Source organism: Faecalibacterium sp. An192, assembly GCF_002160175.1.
Lineage (GTDB): Bacteria > Bacillota > Clostridia > Oscillospirales > Ruminococcaceae > Faecalibacterium.
In genome coordinates this window covers 1-18,064 of record NZ_NFKB01000041.1, presented here as the reverse complement: position 1 = coordinate 18,064, position 18,064 = coordinate 1, and the positions used below count along the sequence as shown (strand labels likewise).

The following is an 18,064-nucleotide window of genomic DNA, read 5'->3' as shown; positions in this document are numbered from 1 at the left end:
CCTATCACCTCAGTTCAGCACAAGATACAGCCCCCAGGACAGGGCATACAAAATATACACATGGGCGGGGTAAAAGACATAGAACAGCATCTTGTGTCCCCTGCCGCGCTTCCCATTATACCACAGCATCAGCGGTGCAGCCAGAATGCCGTAAATCTCATAGTATTCGGTGAACAGCTGGCCCCAGGAAAAGCCCGGCAGCCGGGAGGCCATCAGGCCCATATACACCACCCCATAGAGGATATAGTAGACGCAAAAAGCCGCCACCTGGGTCTTCCGATGTTTGCGGAACAGGTAAAGCACCATTCCCATGACCAGTACCGGCCAGCTGCTGTCCCCCGTGATGCCCCACATGGGCACAAAGGAATAGCACAAAAATCCCAGCGGGTTCATCAGCGCGGGAAACATTACCGAGAGCCCGGTGGCCAGGAAGGGCCATGCCAGCGGCAAAATCACCGCCGCCAGTCCCGGGAAAAGCTTTCGCTGTTCCAGCCAGTCCACACCCTGCCACATCACCATCAGGATCACAAAGGTGGTCATCATGCCATTGAGCGGATAAAAGCCGTCCGGCCGCACCAGCACGCCGCCATAGGTCATCAGAAACAGCAGAGCCGACATTCCTGTTGAAAGGACATAGACTCTGGCAAAATAGCGTTTCCGGCTGTGGGTGTGGGTGAACCCCTCCACCAGGCAAAACAGAAACAGAGGCGCGCCGATCCGGCCCACCATGCTGAACCATTCTGGAATCCACCCCGTAAAGCCAAAAAAGTAGTGGACGTGGTCCAGCACCATCGCGGCCAGGGCAATCCATTTCAGTCCCGTCTCGGTCATGCCTGCGGGCTTTGTTCGCTGTTGTATTACATCCATAGCAGTGAATCTCCTTTCTCTGCTGCTATGGTAACAGGCGATTCTAAGGAAAGTATCAGAAAAAGCAAAAAATCCAGACTGCACCCAACGTTTGTTTGAATGCAGTCCTTTTTTTTTGGCAAGCTGCGTTTTCCCGACCGTCTTTGGTGACGTTCAGGCCCGCATGAAAATCCCCGGCACAGAAAAGTCCGTGCCGGGGGTATTTTAATAAACAGGAGGCAGAAGTTTCCGCCGGTGCTCTGCAAAGCCCAGACGGGTCAGGTAGTCGGGGCCGCTGGCAAAGGCCCCGAACTGATTGCGCAGCAGAGGGTCAAACTTGGGTATGCTGATAAAGAACAGATCCAGAAAATCCCGGATGATCTTCATATCGTAGTGAATCAGGTACCGGGGAATCTTTCTCCCCTGGAATTCTGCCTTGATGACCTTTTTGTCGGTGTTGATGTACTCCCACCGGTCCGCCACCAGATAGTCAATGCTCTGGCAGTTGTCCTGAATGACAATGGCCTGATAGCGGTGCTCGGTCCCGGCCTTTTCGTGGAGAAGGACCAGGTGGACCACACCTTCCTCCTCCAGCTGCCAGCGAATCACCAGATAGTCCTGGTTGCCCGCCTCAAAACCGGCCAGCTGGCTCTGCAGGGTCATGCGGGCTGCGCCCTCCACCGGCAGGGTGCAGAGCTCACCATCCGGCTTCTGATAGAAAAACCGGCGGGGCGTCTTGGGCATGAAATAGCGGGCGCGGAGCATGGGGCCTCTGGACTCCTCGGGGGTAAAGCACCCAATCGTCCGCTTAACCATATAGTAGTAGGGTTTGGCGCTGTAGAGATAGACTTTGGTGGACCATTGTTCCGAGCGCTCCGGCGCGCCGCTCAGAATGGCCGTCAGGGCCCGGAGCGGTTTGCCCGGGCCGCGATGGAGCAGATACACCGGCAGATGCCCCAGCCGGAAGGTGCTCTGGGGAACCATGGTGCTGTCCACGCTGCAGTACATATCCCGGTTGGCCAGCAGGGCCTCCCATCTCTGGTCTCCATCGTAGAACCGCAGCAAAGCGCAGGTTCCGCCCTGGCCCTCAAAGTCCCAGAGAAGGACCAAACGCCCGTCAAACACCAGGCGATGAACCCGCTGCTGTTCAAAGTCATGGAAGAGCTGTTCCAGCAGGGGCTGGGTGATTTCTTCCGGCGGATAGTCCCGGGAGGGCTGGCCGTTATAGTCCGCATGAATCGAGCCGCACAGGCCGGGCTTGATGGTGCGCAGGCCCGGTGCGGGGAGGAAGATTTCATCCAGAATTTTCTTCGCTCTGCGGGCGGCTTCCTGAAGGGATCGGATGTCCTCATAGCAGCTGGTATACAGAATCTGCTCTCCCTCCGCAGTGCGGCGGAAGGTCAGCAGCCGGCCATTGCCGTACCACTCACAGAAACAGGCGATGTCCTCCTCTTCCCGGGCAAAGAAGGCCGGGCGAAGACTTCCAACCCCATCCCCCATGGGAGCCATACAGGCGATCTCCCGGGCCAGCGCGTCGGACACCACCCCCAAAACCTCTTCCGGAAGATTCAGCCGGGCCAGACGCTCCTTCAAAATCTCCTTCACCTGTTCCAAATCTTCCTGATAGGCTCCCATGACCGGGAGCAGCATCAGAAACCGCAGTTCATCTTCCAGCTGGCACAAGCCCCAGAAAGGCAGCACAGGATTGCAGACCGGCTGACCGTCGCAGCGGTATTCCAGATAAAACTGGTGGAAGCGGATTTCAAACTCCAGAGTTTCCACCTGTTCCTGCCCATCCTCTGCGATGTTCTTTTGATGAAGGATGACGGGGAGACTCAGCTTCTTTTCCGCCAGCCGCCGGACCCATCCGGCGTCCTGCGGAAACCGCTGGTCCAGCAGGCCGGCCAGAGATTTCCCGTCCGAGGTCTCTGCATGGTAAAAGCTGTTGCGCAGGAAATAGCGCAGGAACAGCGGATGCCGCGGGCTGCAGCAGTCCAGGGTGATTTCCTCCCGGGCCAGATTGCCCAGGTTTTCCTGCTCCCTCTTGCGGGCCTTTTCTTTTTCCCACTGGTCGATGCTGTCCTGGATAGCCTCCACCACTTCCCGGGCATAGGGAAAAGACGTCTCCCTCTGGTACAAAGCCATCAGCTGACGGAGAAAATACGCGGTGTGGGGGTCATAGGGCCCGCACCAGTGATGCAGAATCTCATCCCGGACAAACATCCGGGTACGGGCGGCCCGCTGAAAATCCCACCGCGCCAGAAAGGCGTCCGTCAATTCCCGGTTCTGCGGCATGTCGGCGTCAAAATGGTAGAGCTGCCCGCTCAGCTCAATAAACGCTGAGCGAAGCTCCACAAACTGTTCCCGCGGTACGCAGACCTGCGGGGCCTTTTCCTGGGCAATCTGGCGCAGTTTGCCGTAGAGAATCTGGGCCCGGCCCATGACGGCAGAGTTCAGCTCCAACGTGTTCCACAGAATCTCATACGCCTCCTCCGGCAGGGTGTACAGGGAGAAAAAGGCCTCCAGCACCCGGAGCGACACAATGTTCCGCTCGGTGAACAGATCGCTGTTGACGCAGCGCTCTTTCAAATAGGCCATGCTGTACAGGCTCACGTACTTGTGCATTTGCCGGGCGGCATCCAGGTCCCACTTCTCCTGCCGGGCCAGGCCGCACAGCGCCTCATAATCCCGATATGCGGCGGAGAGGGCTTTGTCATTGCCCTGGAGTTTGCGGACCAGCGGCCCCATGGCCGCAATCTTGAGGATATCCTCGATTCCATCAAAGCCCGCCCCGGCGGCCAGCTCAAATTCGGTGCGGTCTTTGTATTCCACCGCGCGGTAGCGGTAAGCCACCGCCAGCGGAATCTGAAAGACGCTGATGGGCGGCCATTCCTTTTTCATCTCCTCCACAGTCTGGCGCAAAGCAGCCGTGAACCGAGGGTCCCGGTAGACGGACAGAAACTCGATGGATGTAAAATACCGATCCCACAGTTTCCGGTTTACCCGCTGTTTGGAGCCATACAATTCCCGGAACTGATCCAGGGCGGGATGCGCAAAGGGGCGGGTCTGTTCTTCCTCTTCGGCCAGGGTGAAGCCCCCTGTCCCCTGGTTGACCGGGGCCTGCTGAGGCTCGAGGGGCGGCTGGTCCGGCTGCTCCTGTCCGCGGGCCCAGGCGCAGGCCTCCTCATAGGCGCACCGAATCTGCAAAAAGCCCTCGGGGTCATCCTCGGGGCTGCACTGGGCGGCTTTGGCGGCATAGGCTTTCCGGATGGCCCCCAGGTCACGGGTGGGTTCCAGGCCCAGAATTTCCCACAGATTCATTCCTCTTCATCCTCCTCATCGGCCGGTTCTTCAAATACGTCCCACTGGGCCCAGCGCTCCAGTTCCTCCAGGCGACGGCGGGTATCTTCCCGCTCCCGGGCCTGCCGGACAGGGTCCCCCGACTGGGCGGCCTCCTGCATCCGCTGCAGCAGATACCCCGCCTCCTGCCGGCGGGGGCCGGTCAGCTCCGCAAACAGACGCTGCGCCCAGGCAAACAGGAGCTGGTCCTCCTCCCCGATCTCCGACTGGGTGGGCAGGGCGTTCAGACGGGCCAGTTCCTGTTGGAGTTCTTCCTCCGACAGGGTCAGTTTGGGGTTCAGGATGACCGTCTGCTTGCGGTCGCCGCTGCTGCTCTCTGCGGTCACTTCCAGAATGCCGTTGATATCGTAGGCAAAGATCACCTGCACCCATTGGCTGCCCGGCTCGTCCGGCGGGACGGCTACCGTCAGCTCTCCCAGCCGCAGATTGTCCGCCGCATAGTAGTTCTCTCCCTGATAAATTTCCAGCCGGATGCGGCGCTGATCCGGAAAAAGGGTATAAAACTGCTGGGCCCGCCGGGCCGGCAGGATGCTGCTGCGGGGGATCAGAACCGCCATATGGGGGTTCACGTCCCCCTGACTGTTGTAGGTGGCCACTCCCAGAGAAAAGGGACAGACATCCGTCATGACCACATCCCGCAGCTCGGCGCTGCGCTGTTTGATGCCCACGCACAGCCCCACGCCCAGAGCCACCATATGTTCCGGCCGGGCGGCCAGGGTGGGCCGCTTGGAGAACAGCTGTTCCAGATAGTCCACAAAGACTTCCATCTGGGAGGAACCGCCCACCAGCACCACATCGTCCATGGCGGAAACCGGGATGCCGCTGTCCCGCACGGCGCGGACAATTACCCCGCGGACCCGTTCAAACACCGGCTTACAGATGGAAGCCAAGATTTTCCCGTCCAGCGGGGCGCTCAGGCTCTGGTCCCCGTCCTGGAACACCAGCAGGCCCCGGCGGATGCCGGACAGGCCCACTTTGCCGCGCTCCGCCAGGGCCAGCAGCTGGCGCTGGGCCGAAGGGGTCAAAGCATCCCAGTTCAGCCCGGTTTCCCGGCAGAAATAGTCGGCAATGGCCCGGTCGATGTCGTTGCCGCCCAGGTGATTGTCCCCTGCAATGGCCAGAATCTCCACCATATTCTCGAAGCAGTCCACCACGCTTACATCCAGGGTGCCGCCGCCAAAATCCACCACCAAAAGCTTGCCTTCCCGGCGGCCCAGGGCCGCACTGTAGCACAGCGCCGCAGCCGACGGCTCATTGATGAGCCGTTTCACCGGCAGACCTGCCAGCTGGGCCGCCAGCCGGGTGGCACAGCGCTGGTTGTCGTTGAAGTAGGCCGGCACGCTGATGACCGCTTCTTCGATCTCCTCGCCCAGGGCGGCGCGGGCGCTCTGGGCCAGCTTTTTCAGCACCATGGCGGACAGCTCATGGGGAAGAAACTCCTTGTCGCCCAGAGAGAACGATTTCTCAGTGCCCATCCAGGTTTTGAAGGCCGACACCGTTTGTTCCGGATGGGTTATCAGCCGCTCTTTTGCCACGGCTCCCACCGCAAGGCTGCCGTCCTCCAGCAGGCTGACACAGCTGGGGGTCATGTACTGTCCCAGTTCATTGGGGAGCAGTTCGGCCCGGCCGTTTCGATAGACGCTGACCAGGGAATTGGTGGTTCCCAGATCAATCCCAATCATCGCCATTGGCTTGTTCCTCCTGTTTCGATTCGCCGGGCCGCCCTCCGGGCGCCCCAAAATACAGGCCGGCGGACACCAGCCTCCATGGATGCTGTGGGTGCTCTCCGGTCAGGCTCTGTCCAGCGTCTTGGCATGGTCTTTTCCTGTATTATAATGCACCCGCAGGCTCTATGGCAAGTCTGCGATGTCCGCCGGCCGCGGTTCCTTTTATGCAATGATTCCGGTCTTTTGGGCCTGGTCAGAGGGCCTTTTTCTGCTGCAGGGCTCCCACAATGAACAGGATCGGCGCCACCACAGCCCAGAGCAGATTGGCGATGCCCCGGATCGACGCAAAATCCGCCACCAACATCGCCCCGATGCCGCCGAACACCAGCAGAACAATCCCCCAGATCAGGAAGAAGCGGTACTTCTCCGGCTTGTCAATCCGTTTGAGCCCCATCAGCCCCACCACCAGCAGCACCGCCAGCACCACCACACACAGAACGGCCACCAGAACCGACAACCCCTGCAAGGCCTGAATCGCCACATCGGCCCCGGCCTGGCCGCCGGTCTGCTGCTGCATGGCCTGATTCAAGTTGTCGTACATTTCCGACTCCATGTTCTGGGTCTGTCTGCCCACCGAAAGGCTGTTCCACACGCCAATTGCCTGGCAAACAGCTCCCGCCGCCATCAGCAGGATGCACCCCGTCTTCAACAGGGCATTCTCATTGGTTTGGCTCGTCATAACATGCTCCTTTCCCCTGGCTCCCGCCCTCCGGCGGCGGGAGACAGGCTCCGCAATTTGTCCAAAGCGGGCCGAACGGCCCGGCCTTTTGGTCAAGAATACAGCAAAGCTCCTGCTTGTGCAAGGAAATTGCAGCAAAGGGCGGTTTTTTCCGCGCAAAAGGCGGCTGGCTTTCTCCTCTTTTACCCCACTCCTTCATTTCAATTTGCGCGTGATGCAGGCCGGCCCGATTGCTGATTTCATTGCGTTGATTGTGTCGGTGGTCCTGGTGCAAAAGGAATGCCAATCCCTGCGCGCCCGGAAGCAACCTCCCGGTCCGATCCCCCATCCGCCCCGGCTCTCTGGCCTGAACGGTCGGGCGGGCCAGGGCTTTTGGGTCCCGGTACGAAACCATCGCGAAACTTTTTCGAAAATGTTTGTTTGGAAGCTCCTCTCCCTCTTGGAAAAAAGTCTGGACTGTGGTATGCTTTTTCTGAGGTGATTGGATGGAAAGAACCACGATTCGCGATGTCGCAAAAAAAGCCGGAGTTTCGATCACAACGGTTTCCAAGGCGCTGAACGATTATACCGACGTCAACCCCGAGACCCGCAAGCATATTCAGGAAATCGCCCGCCAGATGAACTATGTGCCCAATGTGGCCGGGCGCAGCATGGGCGGACGGGTGGACAAAGTGATCGGTCTGCTCATCAACGACCTGCGCCCCATGGACCCTTCCGGTGCAGTGTATGGCATTTTGAGCGGCGTATGCCATGCCTGCCAGGACAACAATATTGAATTCATTCTGATGACAACCGACGGCCATCAGCAGGCCCAGCGTTCCTTAAAGGTTCTGTGCCTCAGCAAGCAGCTGACCGGTTTGATCTGTACCGGTTTCCGATTACACGACCCGTACCTGAAACAGCTGGACGAAATTGATATCCCCTGCGCATTCATCGACGTCCGCATCGACAACCCGGATGTCCTGGACATCACCATGGACAACGAGCGCGCCGCCTATGAGGCGGTCTCCTTCCTGATTAAGAACGGGCGCAAAAACATCGCCCTGGTGAACGGCGGCCCCGAGGCCGACGTCGCCATCCTCCGGGGCAGCGGCTATCGCTGGGCCATGGAGGAAGCCGGTCTGCCCATCCAGCCCAACCGGGTTTTGGACGCAGGGTTCCAGGAGGACATCGCCTATCAGCGGGTCCGGCATCTTTTGGAGCGGGACAGCAGCGTGGATGCCCTGTTCTGTGCCAGCGACCTGATGGCGCTGGGCGCCTGCAAGGCCATCGAGGAGCGCGGCCTGACGGTGGGCGACCAGATTGCGGTGGTGGGCTTTGACGACATTCCCAGCGCACGCTACCTCTACGGCGGCCTGACTACGGTCCGCCAGGACTTCTATCTTATGGGATACATGGCGGGCAAAGCCATCTACGAAAAAATCGAAGGCAAGACCGATGTCCGTGTGGACAACATGATGTATGAACTGGTGGTGCGCAACAGCGCCCGCGGCAAACTTTGAAACTGGATACATTGTACAAAAAGTCCCCGGCAGGTTTGTATATTCTGAGGATGTACAAACGCCGGGGACTATGCTATTCTAGGGGTACCAAAAACGTTTTCGTTATGAGCACAGGAGGGTTCTGTCCATGAGCAGCCATAAAGTTCTGCGGGGTGTCACACGCCTGCTGTGTGCGCTGATCGACTATCTGATTCTGATGCTGCCGGTGCAGTTTGTTCTGCTGTACTGGATCAAAACGAACGCGCTTTCGGCTGATTTTCTGTTCCGCCTTCTCTTTGCCGTCTATGGGGTGCTGATGATTGAGTACAACAACGGCGCCACCCTGGGCAAGATGATCGGACGCCTGAAGGTGGTGGACCGGGCCGGCGGCAAGCCCACGGTTCTCTACACCGGCCTGCGGGAACTGATCCGCGCCATGTACCTGATCCCCATTGTGGGATGGGCTGCCGGGCTGGTCAGCACCGTAATGCTGTTTGTCAAGGGCACCACCCTCCACGACATGGCCGGAAACAGCCGGGTGATCTTCCGCTGGGAGGAAAAGCCCGACCCCGAACAGGAGAAAAAGCATGAATCTGGACGAGATTTTTCACCTGAAACCTACCGACCCGCTGGTTGCCACCAACCCAGTGCTGTTGGGCGGGTGCATTCTGGCGGCGGCTCTGCTGGGCTGGTACTGCGCCCGCAAATACGCCAACACCAGTGACATCGCCCGGAGCATTCGCCTGTATCTGCCGCTGGCAGCCGTCTGCTGCATCGTCTTTTGGGCGCTGGGGATTCCCCTGCTGTTTGCAGCCGGGTCCCAGCTGTGCGGACTGGTGATCCTGGTGTGGATCTCCAACTACTATTTCTATCATTGACTTATCGGGGTTCCCCGTAAGTGCCCGGAAACCGGGCTATTTTTTCACCCCGGATCAAAAACGTTTTCGCCCATCGGCGAAGCGTGAAATAAAGGAGGATTTTCTTATGGCTATGGATTATTCGCGTGCTGCTGACTGGATTGTGGCTGAGGACAGCTTTGACCCGGAGTATCTGGGCAAATGTGAGTCCATCATGTGCCAGGGCAACGGCTATCTCTGCCTGCGCAACGCCACCGACGAATTCAACCCCGGCGAGCAGCGGGACCTGTTTGTGGCGGGCACCTTCAACAAATTCGACGACAACGAGGTCACCGAGCTGCCCAACGCAGCCGACATCTCCCGTCTGGACCTGCGGCTGGACGGGGTGCGGTTCAGCCTGCTGACCGGCAAGGTGGAGTCCTATGACCGGGCCCTCAACCTCAAGACCGGCGAGACCACCCGGCGGGTGGTCTGGACCGCTCCCAACGGCAAGCGGTATCAGCTGGTATTCAGCCGTTTTGTCTCTCTGGACCGGCTGCACCTCATCGTCCAGAAAGTGGAGGTCACTCCCCTGGACGGCGACATGGAGCTGGACATCACCGGCGGCATCAACGGCCAGATGAACAACGGCGGCAGCCAGCACTTCTCGGAGGGCGACAAGCGCCTCTTTGAGGGCCGCCACATGCAGTACAACCAGACCACCGGCCAGTCGGGGATTCACTTTGTCTTCCACACCACCTTCTCCTTCGCCATGGACGGCGTGCCCCAGGACGAAAAGGGCTTCATCGTGATGGACCGCCGCATCATCAAGCAGGAGTTCAAGGTGGCCATCCCCGCCGGCAAGACCCTGACCATCCAGAAGCTGTCCACCGTGTACACTTCCCGCGACCGCGACAGCGAGGGTCTGGAGCTCTCCGCCCTGCAGGAGAAGGCTCTGGCCGGTCAGAAGGGGATCTGCGCTCTGGGCTACGATGCTCTGCTGGCTGAGAGCGCCCGTGCCTGGTCTGCCAAGGTCTGGGACAACGTGCCGGTGACCATCCAGTCGGAGAATGCCTTTGATCAGCTGGCCATCCGCTTTTCACAGTACCATCTGTACATCATGACCCCCATGCACGACAACCGCATGAACATCGGCGCCAAGGGCCTGTCCGGCGAGGGCTACAAGGGCCACACTTTCTGGGACACCGAAATGTTCATTCTGCCCTACTTCATCTACAGCGCACCCGAAGTGGCCCGCAGCCTGGAGGAGTACCGCTGGCTGAGCCTGCCCGGCGCCCACAAGAAGGCCTCCGGCAACCAGTACGAGGGCGCCCAGTTCCCCTGGGAGTCGGCCTGGATTGACGACGGCGAGGTGACCCCGGTTTGGGGCGCTGCCGACATCGTCACCGGTCTGCCCACCAAGATCTGGTCCGGCTTCATTGAGCAGCACATCACCGCCGACGTGGCCTACGGCGCATGGGAATACTATCAGGTGACCGGCGACCAGGATTTCATGGACCGCTGCGGCTATGAGCTGATTCTGGACACCGGCAAGTTCTGGGCCAGCCGTCTGGAGGAAGGCACCGACGGGCTGCTCCACATCAACGACGTGGTGGGTCCCGACGAGTACAAGGAGCACGTGGACGACAACGCCTTCACCAACTACATGGCTGCCTGGAACATCCGCAAGGCTCTGGAGTACAGCCGCCAGCTCAAGGCCGAGCGCCCCGAGCTGTACAGCGCTCTGGACAAAAAGCTGGGCCTGGCCGCTCTGGAGCCCCAGTGGGAGGAGAAGCTGAACCGCATCTACCTGCCCCAGACCCGTGAGGATCTGGTCATTCCCCAGGACCGCACCTATCTGACCCTGAAGGACATCGACCTGACCAAGTACAAGAACCAGAAAAACGTGGGCAGCATCTACCGCGACTACAACCAGGAGCAGATCACCCACATGCAGGTTTCCAAGCAGGCCGACATCCTGATTATGTTCCTGCTGCTGGAGAACCAGTTCAGCGCCGACGTCAAGCGCGCCAACTGGAGCTACTATGAACCCCGCACCCTCCACGACTCTTCCCTGTCTCTGTCCACCCACTGCATCCTGGCTAACGACATGGGCAACCGGGATATGGCTTACCAGCTGTTCTCCAGCGCTGCCGCCATCGACGTGGGCCCCAACATGAAGACCAGCGACGCCGGCATCCATGCCGCTTCCCTGGCGGGCATCTGGCAGTCGGTGGTGTTCGGCTTCGGCGGCGTTCGGATGCTGGACGGCAAGCTGCGCATCGACCCCGCCCTGCCCGACGCATGGACCGGTCTGGACTTCTATATCTACTGGCACGGCCAGAAACTCCACATCACCCTGAGCCACACCGCCCTGAACATCGAAAATCTCACCGGCACCGAAACGGTGGAGCTGACCGTTTACGGCAAAGCCTATCAGGTGCAGGGCCAGATCTGCGTAGAACTGTAAAATAACCGGACAAGATGTCCAAAATACGGAGTCAGGTTTTGTTCAAAAAGCGAATTGAATGCGAAAACGTTTTCGTATAGAATAGGTGCTGTCGAAAACGTTTTTGCAACCATGCAAAAAGCACTTTGAAGGAGGCTCTTTTCCATGAAGAAGATCAATCGTCGTTCGTTCCTTGCTGTGTGCGGCGCCGCTGCGGCCGCCGCCGCGCTGACCGCCTGCGGCAGCTCCTCGTCCACCTCGACCGCCGGCTCCACCGCTGCCTCCGGCAGCGCATCCGCTTCCGGCGACTTCTCCGGCCGCACCCTGACCGTGGGCATCTGGGGCGGCAACGACCAGGAGACCGCAGCCATCAACCAGCTGAAGACCAACTTTGAGGCCGACCACGGCTGCACCGTGGAGCTGAAGGTCTACACCGACTTCAACACCCAGTTCCAGGCCGACCTGATCGGCCAGACCGCTCCCGACACCTTCTACGTGGACGGCAGCATGTTCCCCTTCTACGGCTCTCTGGGCGTGATGGATCCCCTGGACGCTGCTGAGTACGATCTGGACCAGTTCTATCCCAACCTGGTGGAGGCCTTCACCAACGACGAGGGCACCCTGTGCGTTCCCAAGGACGTCTCCACCCTGGCCACCTACTACAACATCGACCTGCTGGAGGCCTGCGGCTACACCGCCGACGACATCCCCGACAACTACGACGATTACATGCCGTTCCTGCTGGACCTGCAGGCCAAGCTGGACGAGATCTATGGCCCCAACCAGATTGCTGCCATGACCTACAACCAGGACCTGTCCCGCAACCTGTGCATCCTGCAGGACGGCAACGACGGCCTGTGCGACGCGGAGGGCAACGCCACCCTGACCAGCGACAGCGTGGTCAAGAACATGGAGTACATCCTCAGCTTTGTGGACGCCGGCGTCTGGAAGACCCCCAGCGCCCTGGGCCTGGGCTGGAACGGCGAGGCCTTCGGCACCGGCAAGGCCATCATCATGGAGGAAGGCAACTGGGTCTACGGCACCCTCAAGACCGACTACAGCGACATCAACTTCGGCGTCAAGGCCATGCCCAGCTACAACGGCACCCAGTACTCCATGAGCTACACCGTGGGCTACGGTATCTACACCCTGAGCCAGAACAAGGACATGGCTTCCGCCTGGATCAAGTACGTCACCAGCGTGGACGGCGAGACCATCTGGTGCACCGGCGCAGGCTGCCTGCCCCCGCGTGCCGACGCCGCCGAGGCCATGGACATTGACAGCGATCCCGTCTGGAAGGTCCACTCCGAGATGACCGACTGCTCTCTGCCCTGGCAGCTGGGCAACAACGCCTCCATCATCAACACCGCATACCAGAACTACTTCCCCCTGGCTGTCAGCGGCGAGATGACCGCAGCGGAATTCCTGAAGGCCGCCAAAGACCAGGCCAATCAGGAAATCGCCAACGCCGGCTAAGCCGCACGGCGTCCCACCCACTCAACTAGGGAACGGAGGAATCGTGTATGCCAAAAGCAACCAAAGAAGTAGCTCCCGGCACTGCGGCGATCCAGTTTGATACCCGTCCCAGCAAACGCAAGCTGCAGGAATGGCGCCAGGGTTATCTGTTCCTGCTGCCTGCGGTTGTGATCCTGGGCATCTTCATCGGCATCGCAGCCATCTTTGTCGTCTACCTCTCTTTTCACAAAGTCAACCTCTTCACCGACAGCTACACCTTCATGGGGCTGGAAAACTATCTCCGCCTGTTCACCGATGAAACGGCCCGCAAGGCCCTGACCAACACCCTGTCCTTCTCGGTGGTGGTGGTTCCCTGCCAGACCATCATCGCGCTGATCATCGCCAACGTCCTGAGCAGCAAGATCCGCGGCAAGTACTTCTTCCGCACCGTCTACTTCCTGCCCACCCTGACCTCCAGCTCGGCGCTGACCATCATCTTCATGTTTATGTTCAGCGTCACCGGACCCATCAACATGATGCTGATCCGCGCCGGCATCCTGCCCGCGGGCTGCGGCTTTTTCCCTTTCCGCTAAAGATACATTTCAAAGGCCGCCAGCTACCCGCTGGACGGGGATTTTTCAAAATTTCTTTTGCCTTAGTAATCCGGGCAACAGCATTTTGGCAACCGGCGGGGCAGAGAATTTTTCCTTTCACTCCCCACACCACCGCTCTTAGAAATTTGCCAAACGGAGCAGGCAGTTTTTTCTGGCTTCACCTACCTACTACGGGTGATTTTCGATTTTGCCAAATGGACACAAAAAAAGCAGCAAATCTTTTTCAGACTTACTGCTTTCGCTGGCCGCTGGTGGGCGGCTGATATTCAGTTTTGAAAGTTCGGGTCAGGGTGGCCCGATAACTTAGGATTTGTATTGACGATATTTTTTAGGATTTATCTTAGGCATTATAATTGATAGAATAACCATTATTGCAATTATCCCAAGTCCAACACATAAAACAAAATCATTGTGATTAAAGCTGCCGTATAATAAAAGAAATGCTCCTATTCCGCAGAAAATAACGCATTTTCCAAACAAATGACATATTGCTTTCTCATTGTATGTTGCTTTTTCTTCTTTACTCATTGTATTCCATCCAGCAAGAAACCATGTACCCTTTTGATTATAAATATTCACACCCCACACTACTGCCCCCAAAGAAATTGCTAATGTAAGGACTATCTCAAAGAAATTCATACTTTCAACTCCTTCTATAAAAACACCTTGATAACTTCCAATTTGTCGCTGGCTCTATTATACTATGGCCGCTTACTTATGGGAATAGATGAATTGTAAACTTGCTGGGAAAAATCGCTAATGGAAGCCGGTGTTTGTTCTTTGCTTATCGGTCAAAGCGAAACTTGAACAGCGCGGCAATTAGCTGTTGCTTCACATATTCCTCAACCTCGGCGTTGACCTGCCCGTGTACTTTGGAACAGTAGCGGATATATCCGGCGTAGTGGGAAAGAACGGTGTCGATTGCGTCCGGGTCGCCCTCATGGGCTTTGACGATTGTTTCATAGGGGAGAAGTTTACTCATGGTCTTTTCCCTCCATGAGCCGCCGTAACCGCTGCAAGGCAAGCTGAATATGCCGCCCCGCTGTGCTGCGTGTCCGTCCGATATGTACGCCGATCACGCGCTGCGGCTGGCGCAGGAAACAATAACGGAAAATTTCTTCCTGTGCCTGCTCCGGCAAAAGGGCAAGGGCGGCGGCAAGTTCCGCATGGTACAGAACGGCGGTCTGGCCGCAGGCGGTAAAAAGATATTCTTCAAGCTGCTCCGGCTCGGCAAGCTGAACAAACTTTTCATTCATCAGATAGTCAAGGGAGATTTCCCGTTCCCATCTCCGGCGCAGCTTCAAAATTTTATCTATGGCTGCGTGACGAATGACAATCTTGCAAAAAGCATTGAACGTGTACTGGATATGTACTTTGTAGGCTTCATCTTCAGTCATGGAAATTCCCCCTCTCTGATAATAGTGCGGGGCGGCAGCACTCCTTGCTGTCGCCCCTTGATTGCCTACCAGCAAAGGCGGGCGGGGCTGTCAACGGCAGCGCGTATGCGCTGTTTATCTTGACCGTTGACTGGCTCGGCTGGCTTTGCTATTTATTGAATATCTTTTGCTTTCATTTTATCAATTTCAGATTTTTCATATTTTGCGGATTTAAAATATCCTATGAACCACACGATAATAATGGCTACTACACTAATAATTCCAGTGATAGCGTACTCGGCTGTTTTTTCCAAAAAGCTTATGGTAATAAATAGCGCAGTCATGACAAGAGGAATAATTGCTCCTAAAATTTTCTTTTTTCGTACGCCCCGATAAAATTGCGTTGCCAATATAGCAAACGTTATAACTAAAATAATCAATGCTCTCATAGTCAATTCTCCTTTCATGTGCTTACATATCCTTTGCTTTCATTTTTTCAATTTCCTTTTTCTTGGCTGCCTGATGTCCCTGAATCCAAAACAGGAAAAAGATAAGTGTCGGGAAAATAATTATTTTCCAATCTTCTCCAAAATTGATTTTGCCATTGAAAAACAAAAATACCAACACACCAATCCACAAAAGGGGGATGATACCTCCTAAATACCAAAATTTAGGGCTTCTGTGACACAGCCAAACGTGAAGTACAATAACAACGAATGCGATAATCAATGTCATAACTGTATTCATGATTTTTTCTCCTTTTCCTGCTTATATTTTTCGATAATAATCTTCGCAGTTTCCAAATCAATTCGTGAATCAACTGCTAACCCTTTGATAAATGTTGAAAACGGCTCTTCCTCCTTTTGGTCGCTCAATTCGATTTTTTGAATGAGTTTATCCAATCTAAGTCGGACTGTCGGATAAGAAACTTCGTACAAACGTGCAATTTCTTTCAGTGAACCTGATTTCAAAACAAAGTTCTTTAGAAAGGTTGCGTCCTCTGGGTCTAATGCAAGTATCCATTGAGGGATTTTATCTATCTCCAATTCAATTCTCCTTCCCTATTGACTTTAATTATATTCAATATACCATAAATAAAATTAAAGTCAATAGGAAAATTAAAATAAATTTCAGGAATAGTGGTGGCTGTCATTGGTCTTTGCTATTGTGTTACTTTATGGCACATAAGCATTCTGCGCCGGCTTTTTTCTTTGGACTCCCGGGCTGCCGGGCCCTTTGGATTAACCAGCGGTTAAGAAAATCTGTCCTTCCCTTAACGCCGCCTCGCTTGCGGCGGCCGGGCGGATGGGTTACAATACAGACAGAAACCGCGCGGCCCACCTACAATCGAGAGGAGCCAACCATGGAACTGAATCAACTGAAAATCGGCGAAAACATCGCCGCTCTCCGCAAAGCCAAAGGTCTGACCCAGGAACAGCTGGCCGCACAGCTGGGGATTTCCGCCCCGGCCGTCAGCAAGTGGGAGACCAACGCCTCCTGTCCCGACATTGCCCTGCTCTGCCCTCTGGCCCGGGCCCTGGGCACCAACGTGGACACCCTGCTGCAATTTGAAGAAACCCTCTCCGACCAGGAAGTGGTGGAGCAGATCAATGCCATCATCCAGACTGCCATGCAGCAGGGCTGCCCGGCGGCAGAGGAAAAGCTGCAGGAACTGCTCCACCGCTATCCCCACTGCGCCGCCCTCCAGTTCAACGCAGCGGCAGCCTATGACACCTTCCAGATGTTCTCCCCCGAGATTCCATCCCTCTGGAAAAGCCGCAAAAAAGCCCTTTTGGAGGAGCTGCGCGCCTCGGGCAGCTCGGCCTACTGGCAGAGCGCCACCATCCAGCTGGCCAGTCTGGCCCTGTCGGACGGGGACCCGGAACAGTGCGCCGCCCTGCTGCAGGAACTGCCGGAACACGTGGGCGATCCCACCTCCATCTGGGCCCTGTACCACCTGAAAAAAGACCAGCCGGAAGAAGCCCTCAAGCTGATCCAAAAGCAGCTCTACAAGCTGGTCAACCAGACCCAGACCTGCCTTGTCTCCCTGATGAATCCCAAACTGCTGTCCCGGCCCGGACAGATGCTGCATCTGTGCCAGGCCTATCGGGCTGTTTCCCAGGCCTTCGGCCTGGCCGACATGAGCGACGCCCCCATGATGGAGGCCTATCTCCAGATGGGCGAATTTCAGCAGGCCGCCGACTGCTTCGCCCGGTATGTGGACATCGCCCTGGGGCCGGTCACCTTCCCGGACGAGGAACTGTTCTCACCCGGGCTCACCTACAAAAAGCAGGAGGGTTTCCAGGCCACCACCCAGCCTTTGCGGCGGCTTTTGCTGCAGTCCATCACCACCGAAGAAAAGTACCGTCCGCTGTTTGAATACCCCGTCTTTACCCAGGCGCTGGAAAAGCTGAAAGCCAGCGTATAAACAGCTCTCCGGGGCTCCGCTTGCGCCGCCGGGCAAAGTGTGTTAGACTGGCTTTGAAAGCATGGTTGTTCCGATCGCTTTGCAAGGGAGGTAGTCTTTATGATGCATCTGTACGGTTCTTCTGCCGACATTCTGCGGCACCCCGACGCAGGAGAGGGCGGTCTGCCTCTCCCTCAAATCCGGATGATCCGCGGGGATATTACACGGGTGCAGGATGTGGACGCCATCGTCAATGCCGCCAACAACAGCCTGTTGGGAGGCGGCGGTGTGGACGGGGCCATCCACCGGGCCGCAGGGCCCGAGTTATTGGCCGAATGCCGGACCCTCCACGGCTGCCCCACCGGCCAGGCCAAGCTCACCCGGGGCTACCGCCTCCCCTGCCCCTATGTGATCCACACGGTGGGGCCCATCTGGTCCGGCGGCCGTCACGGAGAGGCTCAGCTGCTGGCGGACTGTTACCGCCACTCTCTCCAGCTGGCGGTGGAACACGGCATCCGGCGGATTGCGTTCCCTTCCATTTCCACCGGGGTGTATGCCTTCCCGCTGGAACCGGCGGCAGACATCGCCCTTCAAACCGTCCGGGACTTTCTGACCCAGCATCCCGGCGCGCTGGATTTGGTGGAGTGGGTGCTGTTTGACGACCGCACCTTCCGCGCCTACATCGACGCACAAAACCAACTGTTCTAAACAAAACGCCCGGCGTCTCTGAACTGAACCAGTAAAAACGGACAATAGACAAAACGCCCCCTGTGTAGGAAAATAAACCTATACAGGGGGTGTTCGTATGTCCAGACAAAAATACACACATATCCA

General features: G+C 57.1%; 18 protein-coding genes. 8 read left to right on the top strand and 10 right to left on the bottom strand.

Annotated features, from left to right (window positions below; translation table 11 throughout):
* Window positions 1-9: 9 nt before the first annotated feature.
* The 4 genes from B5F27_RS12075 to B5F27_RS12060 form a co-directional block, all read right to left on the bottom strand.
* Window positions 10-867 (bottom strand): TraX family protein, encoded by an 858-nt coding sequence (locus tag B5F27_RS12075; RefSeq protein ID WP_087368092.1) that lies wholly within the window; start codon window positions 865-867, stop codon window positions 10-12.
* A gap of 204 nt (window positions 868-1,071) precedes the next feature.
* Window positions 1,072-4,167, bottom strand: a complete 3,096-nt coding sequence (locus B5F27_RS12070; protein WP_087368089.1) for a J domain-containing protein — start codon at window positions 4,165-4,167, stop codon at window positions 1,072-1,074.
* Window positions 4,164-5,894 (bottom strand): Hsp70 family protein, encoded by a 1,731-nt coding sequence (locus tag B5F27_RS12065; RefSeq protein WP_087368086.1) that lies wholly within the window; start codon window positions 5,892-5,894, stop codon window positions 4,164-4,166. Before B5F27_RS12065 ends, B5F27_RS12070 begins: the two co-directional genes overlap by 4 nt.
* Window positions 5,895-6,126: 232 nt before the next feature.
* Window positions 6,127-6,612, bottom strand: coding sequence for a hypothetical protein (locus B5F27_RS12060; protein WP_087368083.1), 486 nt, complete (start codon window positions 6,610-6,612; stop codon window positions 6,127-6,129).
* Between the two features lie 485 nt (window positions 6,613-7,097).
* Here B5F27_RS12060 and B5F27_RS12050 point away from each other — a divergent pair, with 485 nt between their 5' ends.
* The 6 genes from B5F27_RS12050 (at window position 7,098) to B5F27_RS12025 (ending at window position 13,426) form a co-directional block, all read left to right on the top strand.
* Entirely contained in the window at window positions 7,098-8,114 is a 1,017-nt protein-coding gene (locus tag B5F27_RS12050) for a LacI family DNA-binding transcriptional regulator (RefSeq protein WP_087248170.1), read from the top strand.
* Between the two features lie 127 nt (window positions 8,115-8,241).
* Window positions 8,242-8,817, top strand: a complete 576-nt coding sequence (locus tag B5F27_RS12045) for an RDD family protein (protein WP_087368077.1) — start codon at window positions 8,242-8,244, stop codon at window positions 8,815-8,817.
* A complete protein-coding gene (locus tag B5F27_RS16840) occupies window positions 8,741-8,971 on the top strand; it encodes a hypothetical protein (RefSeq protein WP_087368073.1) in 231 nt (76 codons plus the stop codon). Before B5F27_RS12045 ends, B5F27_RS16840 begins: the two co-directional genes overlap by 77 nt.
* 106 nt (window positions 8,972-9,077) lie before the next feature.
* Window positions 9,078-11,399, top strand: a complete 2,322-nt coding sequence (locus tag B5F27_RS12035) for a glycosyl hydrolase family 65 protein (protein ID WP_087368070.1) — start codon at window positions 9,078-9,080, stop codon at window positions 11,397-11,399.
* Between the two features lie 144 nt (window positions 11,400-11,543).
* Complete coding sequence (locus B5F27_RS12030) at window positions 11,544-12,854, top strand: extracellular solute-binding protein (protein ID WP_087368067.1); 1,311 nt, start codon at window positions 11,544-11,546, stop codon at window positions 12,852-12,854.
* 47 nt (window positions 12,855-12,901) lie between these two features.
* Entirely contained in the window at window positions 12,902-13,426 is a 525-nt protein-coding gene (locus tag B5F27_RS12025; RefSeq protein ID WP_087368064.1) for a sugar ABC transporter permease, read from the top strand.
* Between the two features lie 324 nt (window positions 13,427-13,750).
* Here B5F27_RS12025 and B5F27_RS12020 read toward each other — a convergent pair whose 3' ends face one another.
* The 6 genes from B5F27_RS12020 to B5F27_RS11995 all read right to left on the bottom strand — a co-directional run bounded on the left by B5F27_RS12020 (window position 13,751) and on the right by B5F27_RS11995 (window position 15,869).
* The gene (locus B5F27_RS12020) at window positions 13,751-14,086 is read right to left on the bottom strand and encodes a DUF3784 domain-containing protein (RefSeq protein ID WP_087368061.1); all 336 of its coding nucleotides are present in this window, start codon (window positions 14,084-14,086) and stop codon (window positions 13,751-13,753) included.
* A 145-nt stretch (window positions 14,087-14,231) separates the two neighbouring features.
* Window positions 14,232-14,429, bottom strand: a complete 198-nt coding sequence (locus B5F27_RS12015; RefSeq protein WP_087368058.1) for a helix-turn-helix domain-containing protein — start codon at window positions 14,427-14,429, stop codon at window positions 14,232-14,234.
* Window positions 14,422-14,844 (bottom strand): RNA polymerase subunit sigma-70, encoded by a 423-nt coding sequence (locus B5F27_RS12010; protein WP_087368055.1) that lies wholly within the window; start codon window positions 14,842-14,844, stop codon window positions 14,422-14,424. The genes B5F27_RS12015 and B5F27_RS12010 overlap by 8 nt, the downstream gene beginning before the upstream one ends.
* Before the next feature lie 152 nt (window positions 14,845-14,996).
* Entirely contained in the window at window positions 14,997-15,272 is a 276-nt protein-coding gene (locus B5F27_RS12005; RefSeq protein WP_087368052.1) for a hypothetical protein, read from the bottom strand.
* A gap of 22 nt (window positions 15,273-15,294) precedes the next feature.
* A complete protein-coding gene (locus B5F27_RS12000) occupies window positions 15,295-15,570 on the bottom strand; it encodes a hypothetical protein (protein ID WP_087368049.1) in 276 nt (91 codons plus the stop codon).
* Window positions 15,567-15,869 (bottom strand): DUF2089 family protein, encoded by a 303-nt coding sequence (locus B5F27_RS11995; RefSeq protein WP_087368133.1) that lies wholly within the window; start codon window positions 15,867-15,869, stop codon window positions 15,567-15,569. Before B5F27_RS11995 ends, B5F27_RS12000 begins: the two co-directional genes overlap by 4 nt.
* A 317-nt stretch (window positions 15,870-16,186) precedes the next feature.
* Here B5F27_RS11995 and B5F27_RS11990 point away from each other — a divergent pair, with 317 nt between their 5' ends.
* Together B5F27_RS11990 and B5F27_RS11985 are read left to right on the top strand one after the other, a co-directional pair.
* Window positions 16,187-17,251: a helix-turn-helix transcriptional regulator gene (locus B5F27_RS11990; protein WP_158098246.1), complete on the top strand. Its 1,065-nt coding sequence runs from the start codon at window positions 16,187-16,189 to the stop codon at window positions 17,249-17,251.
* A 183-nt stretch (window positions 17,252-17,434) separates the two neighbouring features.
* Window positions 17,435-17,938, top strand: coding sequence for an O-acetyl-ADP-ribose deacetylase (locus B5F27_RS11985; RefSeq protein WP_242962185.1), 504 nt, complete (start codon window positions 17,435-17,437; stop codon window positions 17,936-17,938).
* The last annotated feature ends 126 nt before the right edge of the window (window positions 17,939-18,064 follow it).

What these genes read in the sequence shown, in the direction of transcription:
- B5F27_RS12045 (WP_087368077.1), top strand. Translation starts at nt 8,242, where the DNA reads ATGAGCAGCCATAAAGTTCTGCGGGGTGTCACACGCCTGCTGTGTGCG.
- B5F27_RS11990 (WP_158098246.1), top strand. Translation starts at nt 16,187, where the DNA reads ATGGAACTGAATCAACTGAAAATCGGCGAAAACATCGCCGCTCTCCGC.
- B5F27_RS12030 (WP_087368067.1), top strand. Translation starts at nt 11,544, where the DNA reads ATGAAGAAGATCAATCGTCGTTCGTTCCTTGCTGTGTGCGGCGCCGCT.
- B5F27_RS12070 (WP_087368089.1), bottom strand. Translation starts at nt 4,167, where the DNA reads ATGAATCTGTGGGAAATTCTGGGCCTGGAACCCACCCGTGACCTGGGG.
- B5F27_RS12065 (WP_087368086.1), bottom strand. Translation starts at nt 5,894, where the DNA reads ATGGCGATGATTGGGATTGATCTGGGAACCACCAATTCCCTGGTCAGC.
- B5F27_RS12005 (WP_087368052.1), bottom strand. Translation starts at nt 15,272, where the DNA reads ATGAGAGCATTGATTATTTTAGTTATAACGTTTGCTATATTGGCAACG.
- B5F27_RS12000 (WP_087368049.1), bottom strand. Translation starts at nt 15,570, where the DNA reads ATGAATACAGTTATGACATTGATTATCGCATTCGTTGTTATTGTACTT.
- B5F27_RS12025 (WP_087368064.1), top strand. Translation starts at nt 12,902, where the DNA reads ATGCCAAAAGCAACCAAAGAAGTAGCTCCCGGCACTGCGGCGATCCAG.
- B5F27_RS12010 (WP_087368055.1), bottom strand. Translation starts at nt 14,844, where the DNA reads ATGACTGAAGATGAAGCCTACAAAGTACATATCCAGTACACGTTCAAT.
- B5F27_RS12035 (WP_087368070.1), top strand. Translation starts at nt 9,078, where the DNA reads ATGGCTATGGATTATTCGCGTGCTGCTGACTGGATTGTGGCTGAGGAC.
- B5F27_RS11985 (WP_242962185.1), top strand. Translation starts at nt 17,435, where the DNA reads ATGATCCGCGGGGATATTACACGGGTGCAGGATGTGGACGCCATCGTC.
- B5F27_RS12020 (WP_087368061.1), bottom strand. Translation starts at nt 14,086, where the DNA reads ATGAATTTCTTTGAGATAGTCCTTACATTAGCAATTTCTTTGGGGGCA.
- B5F27_RS12060 (WP_087368083.1), bottom strand. Translation starts at nt 6,612, where the DNA reads ATGACGAGCCAAACCAATGAGAATGCCCTGTTGAAGACGGGGTGCATC.
- B5F27_RS12015 (WP_087368058.1), bottom strand. Translation starts at nt 14,429, where the DNA reads ATGAGTAAACTTCTCCCCTATGAAACAATCGTCAAAGCCCATGAGGGC.
- B5F27_RS12075 (WP_087368092.1), bottom strand. Translation starts at nt 867, where the DNA reads ATGGATGTAATACAACAGCGAACAAAGCCCGCAGGCATGACCGAGACG.
- B5F27_RS12050 (WP_087248170.1), top strand. Translation starts at nt 7,098, where the DNA reads ATGGAAAGAACCACGATTCGCGATGTCGCAAAAAAAGCCGGAGTTTCG.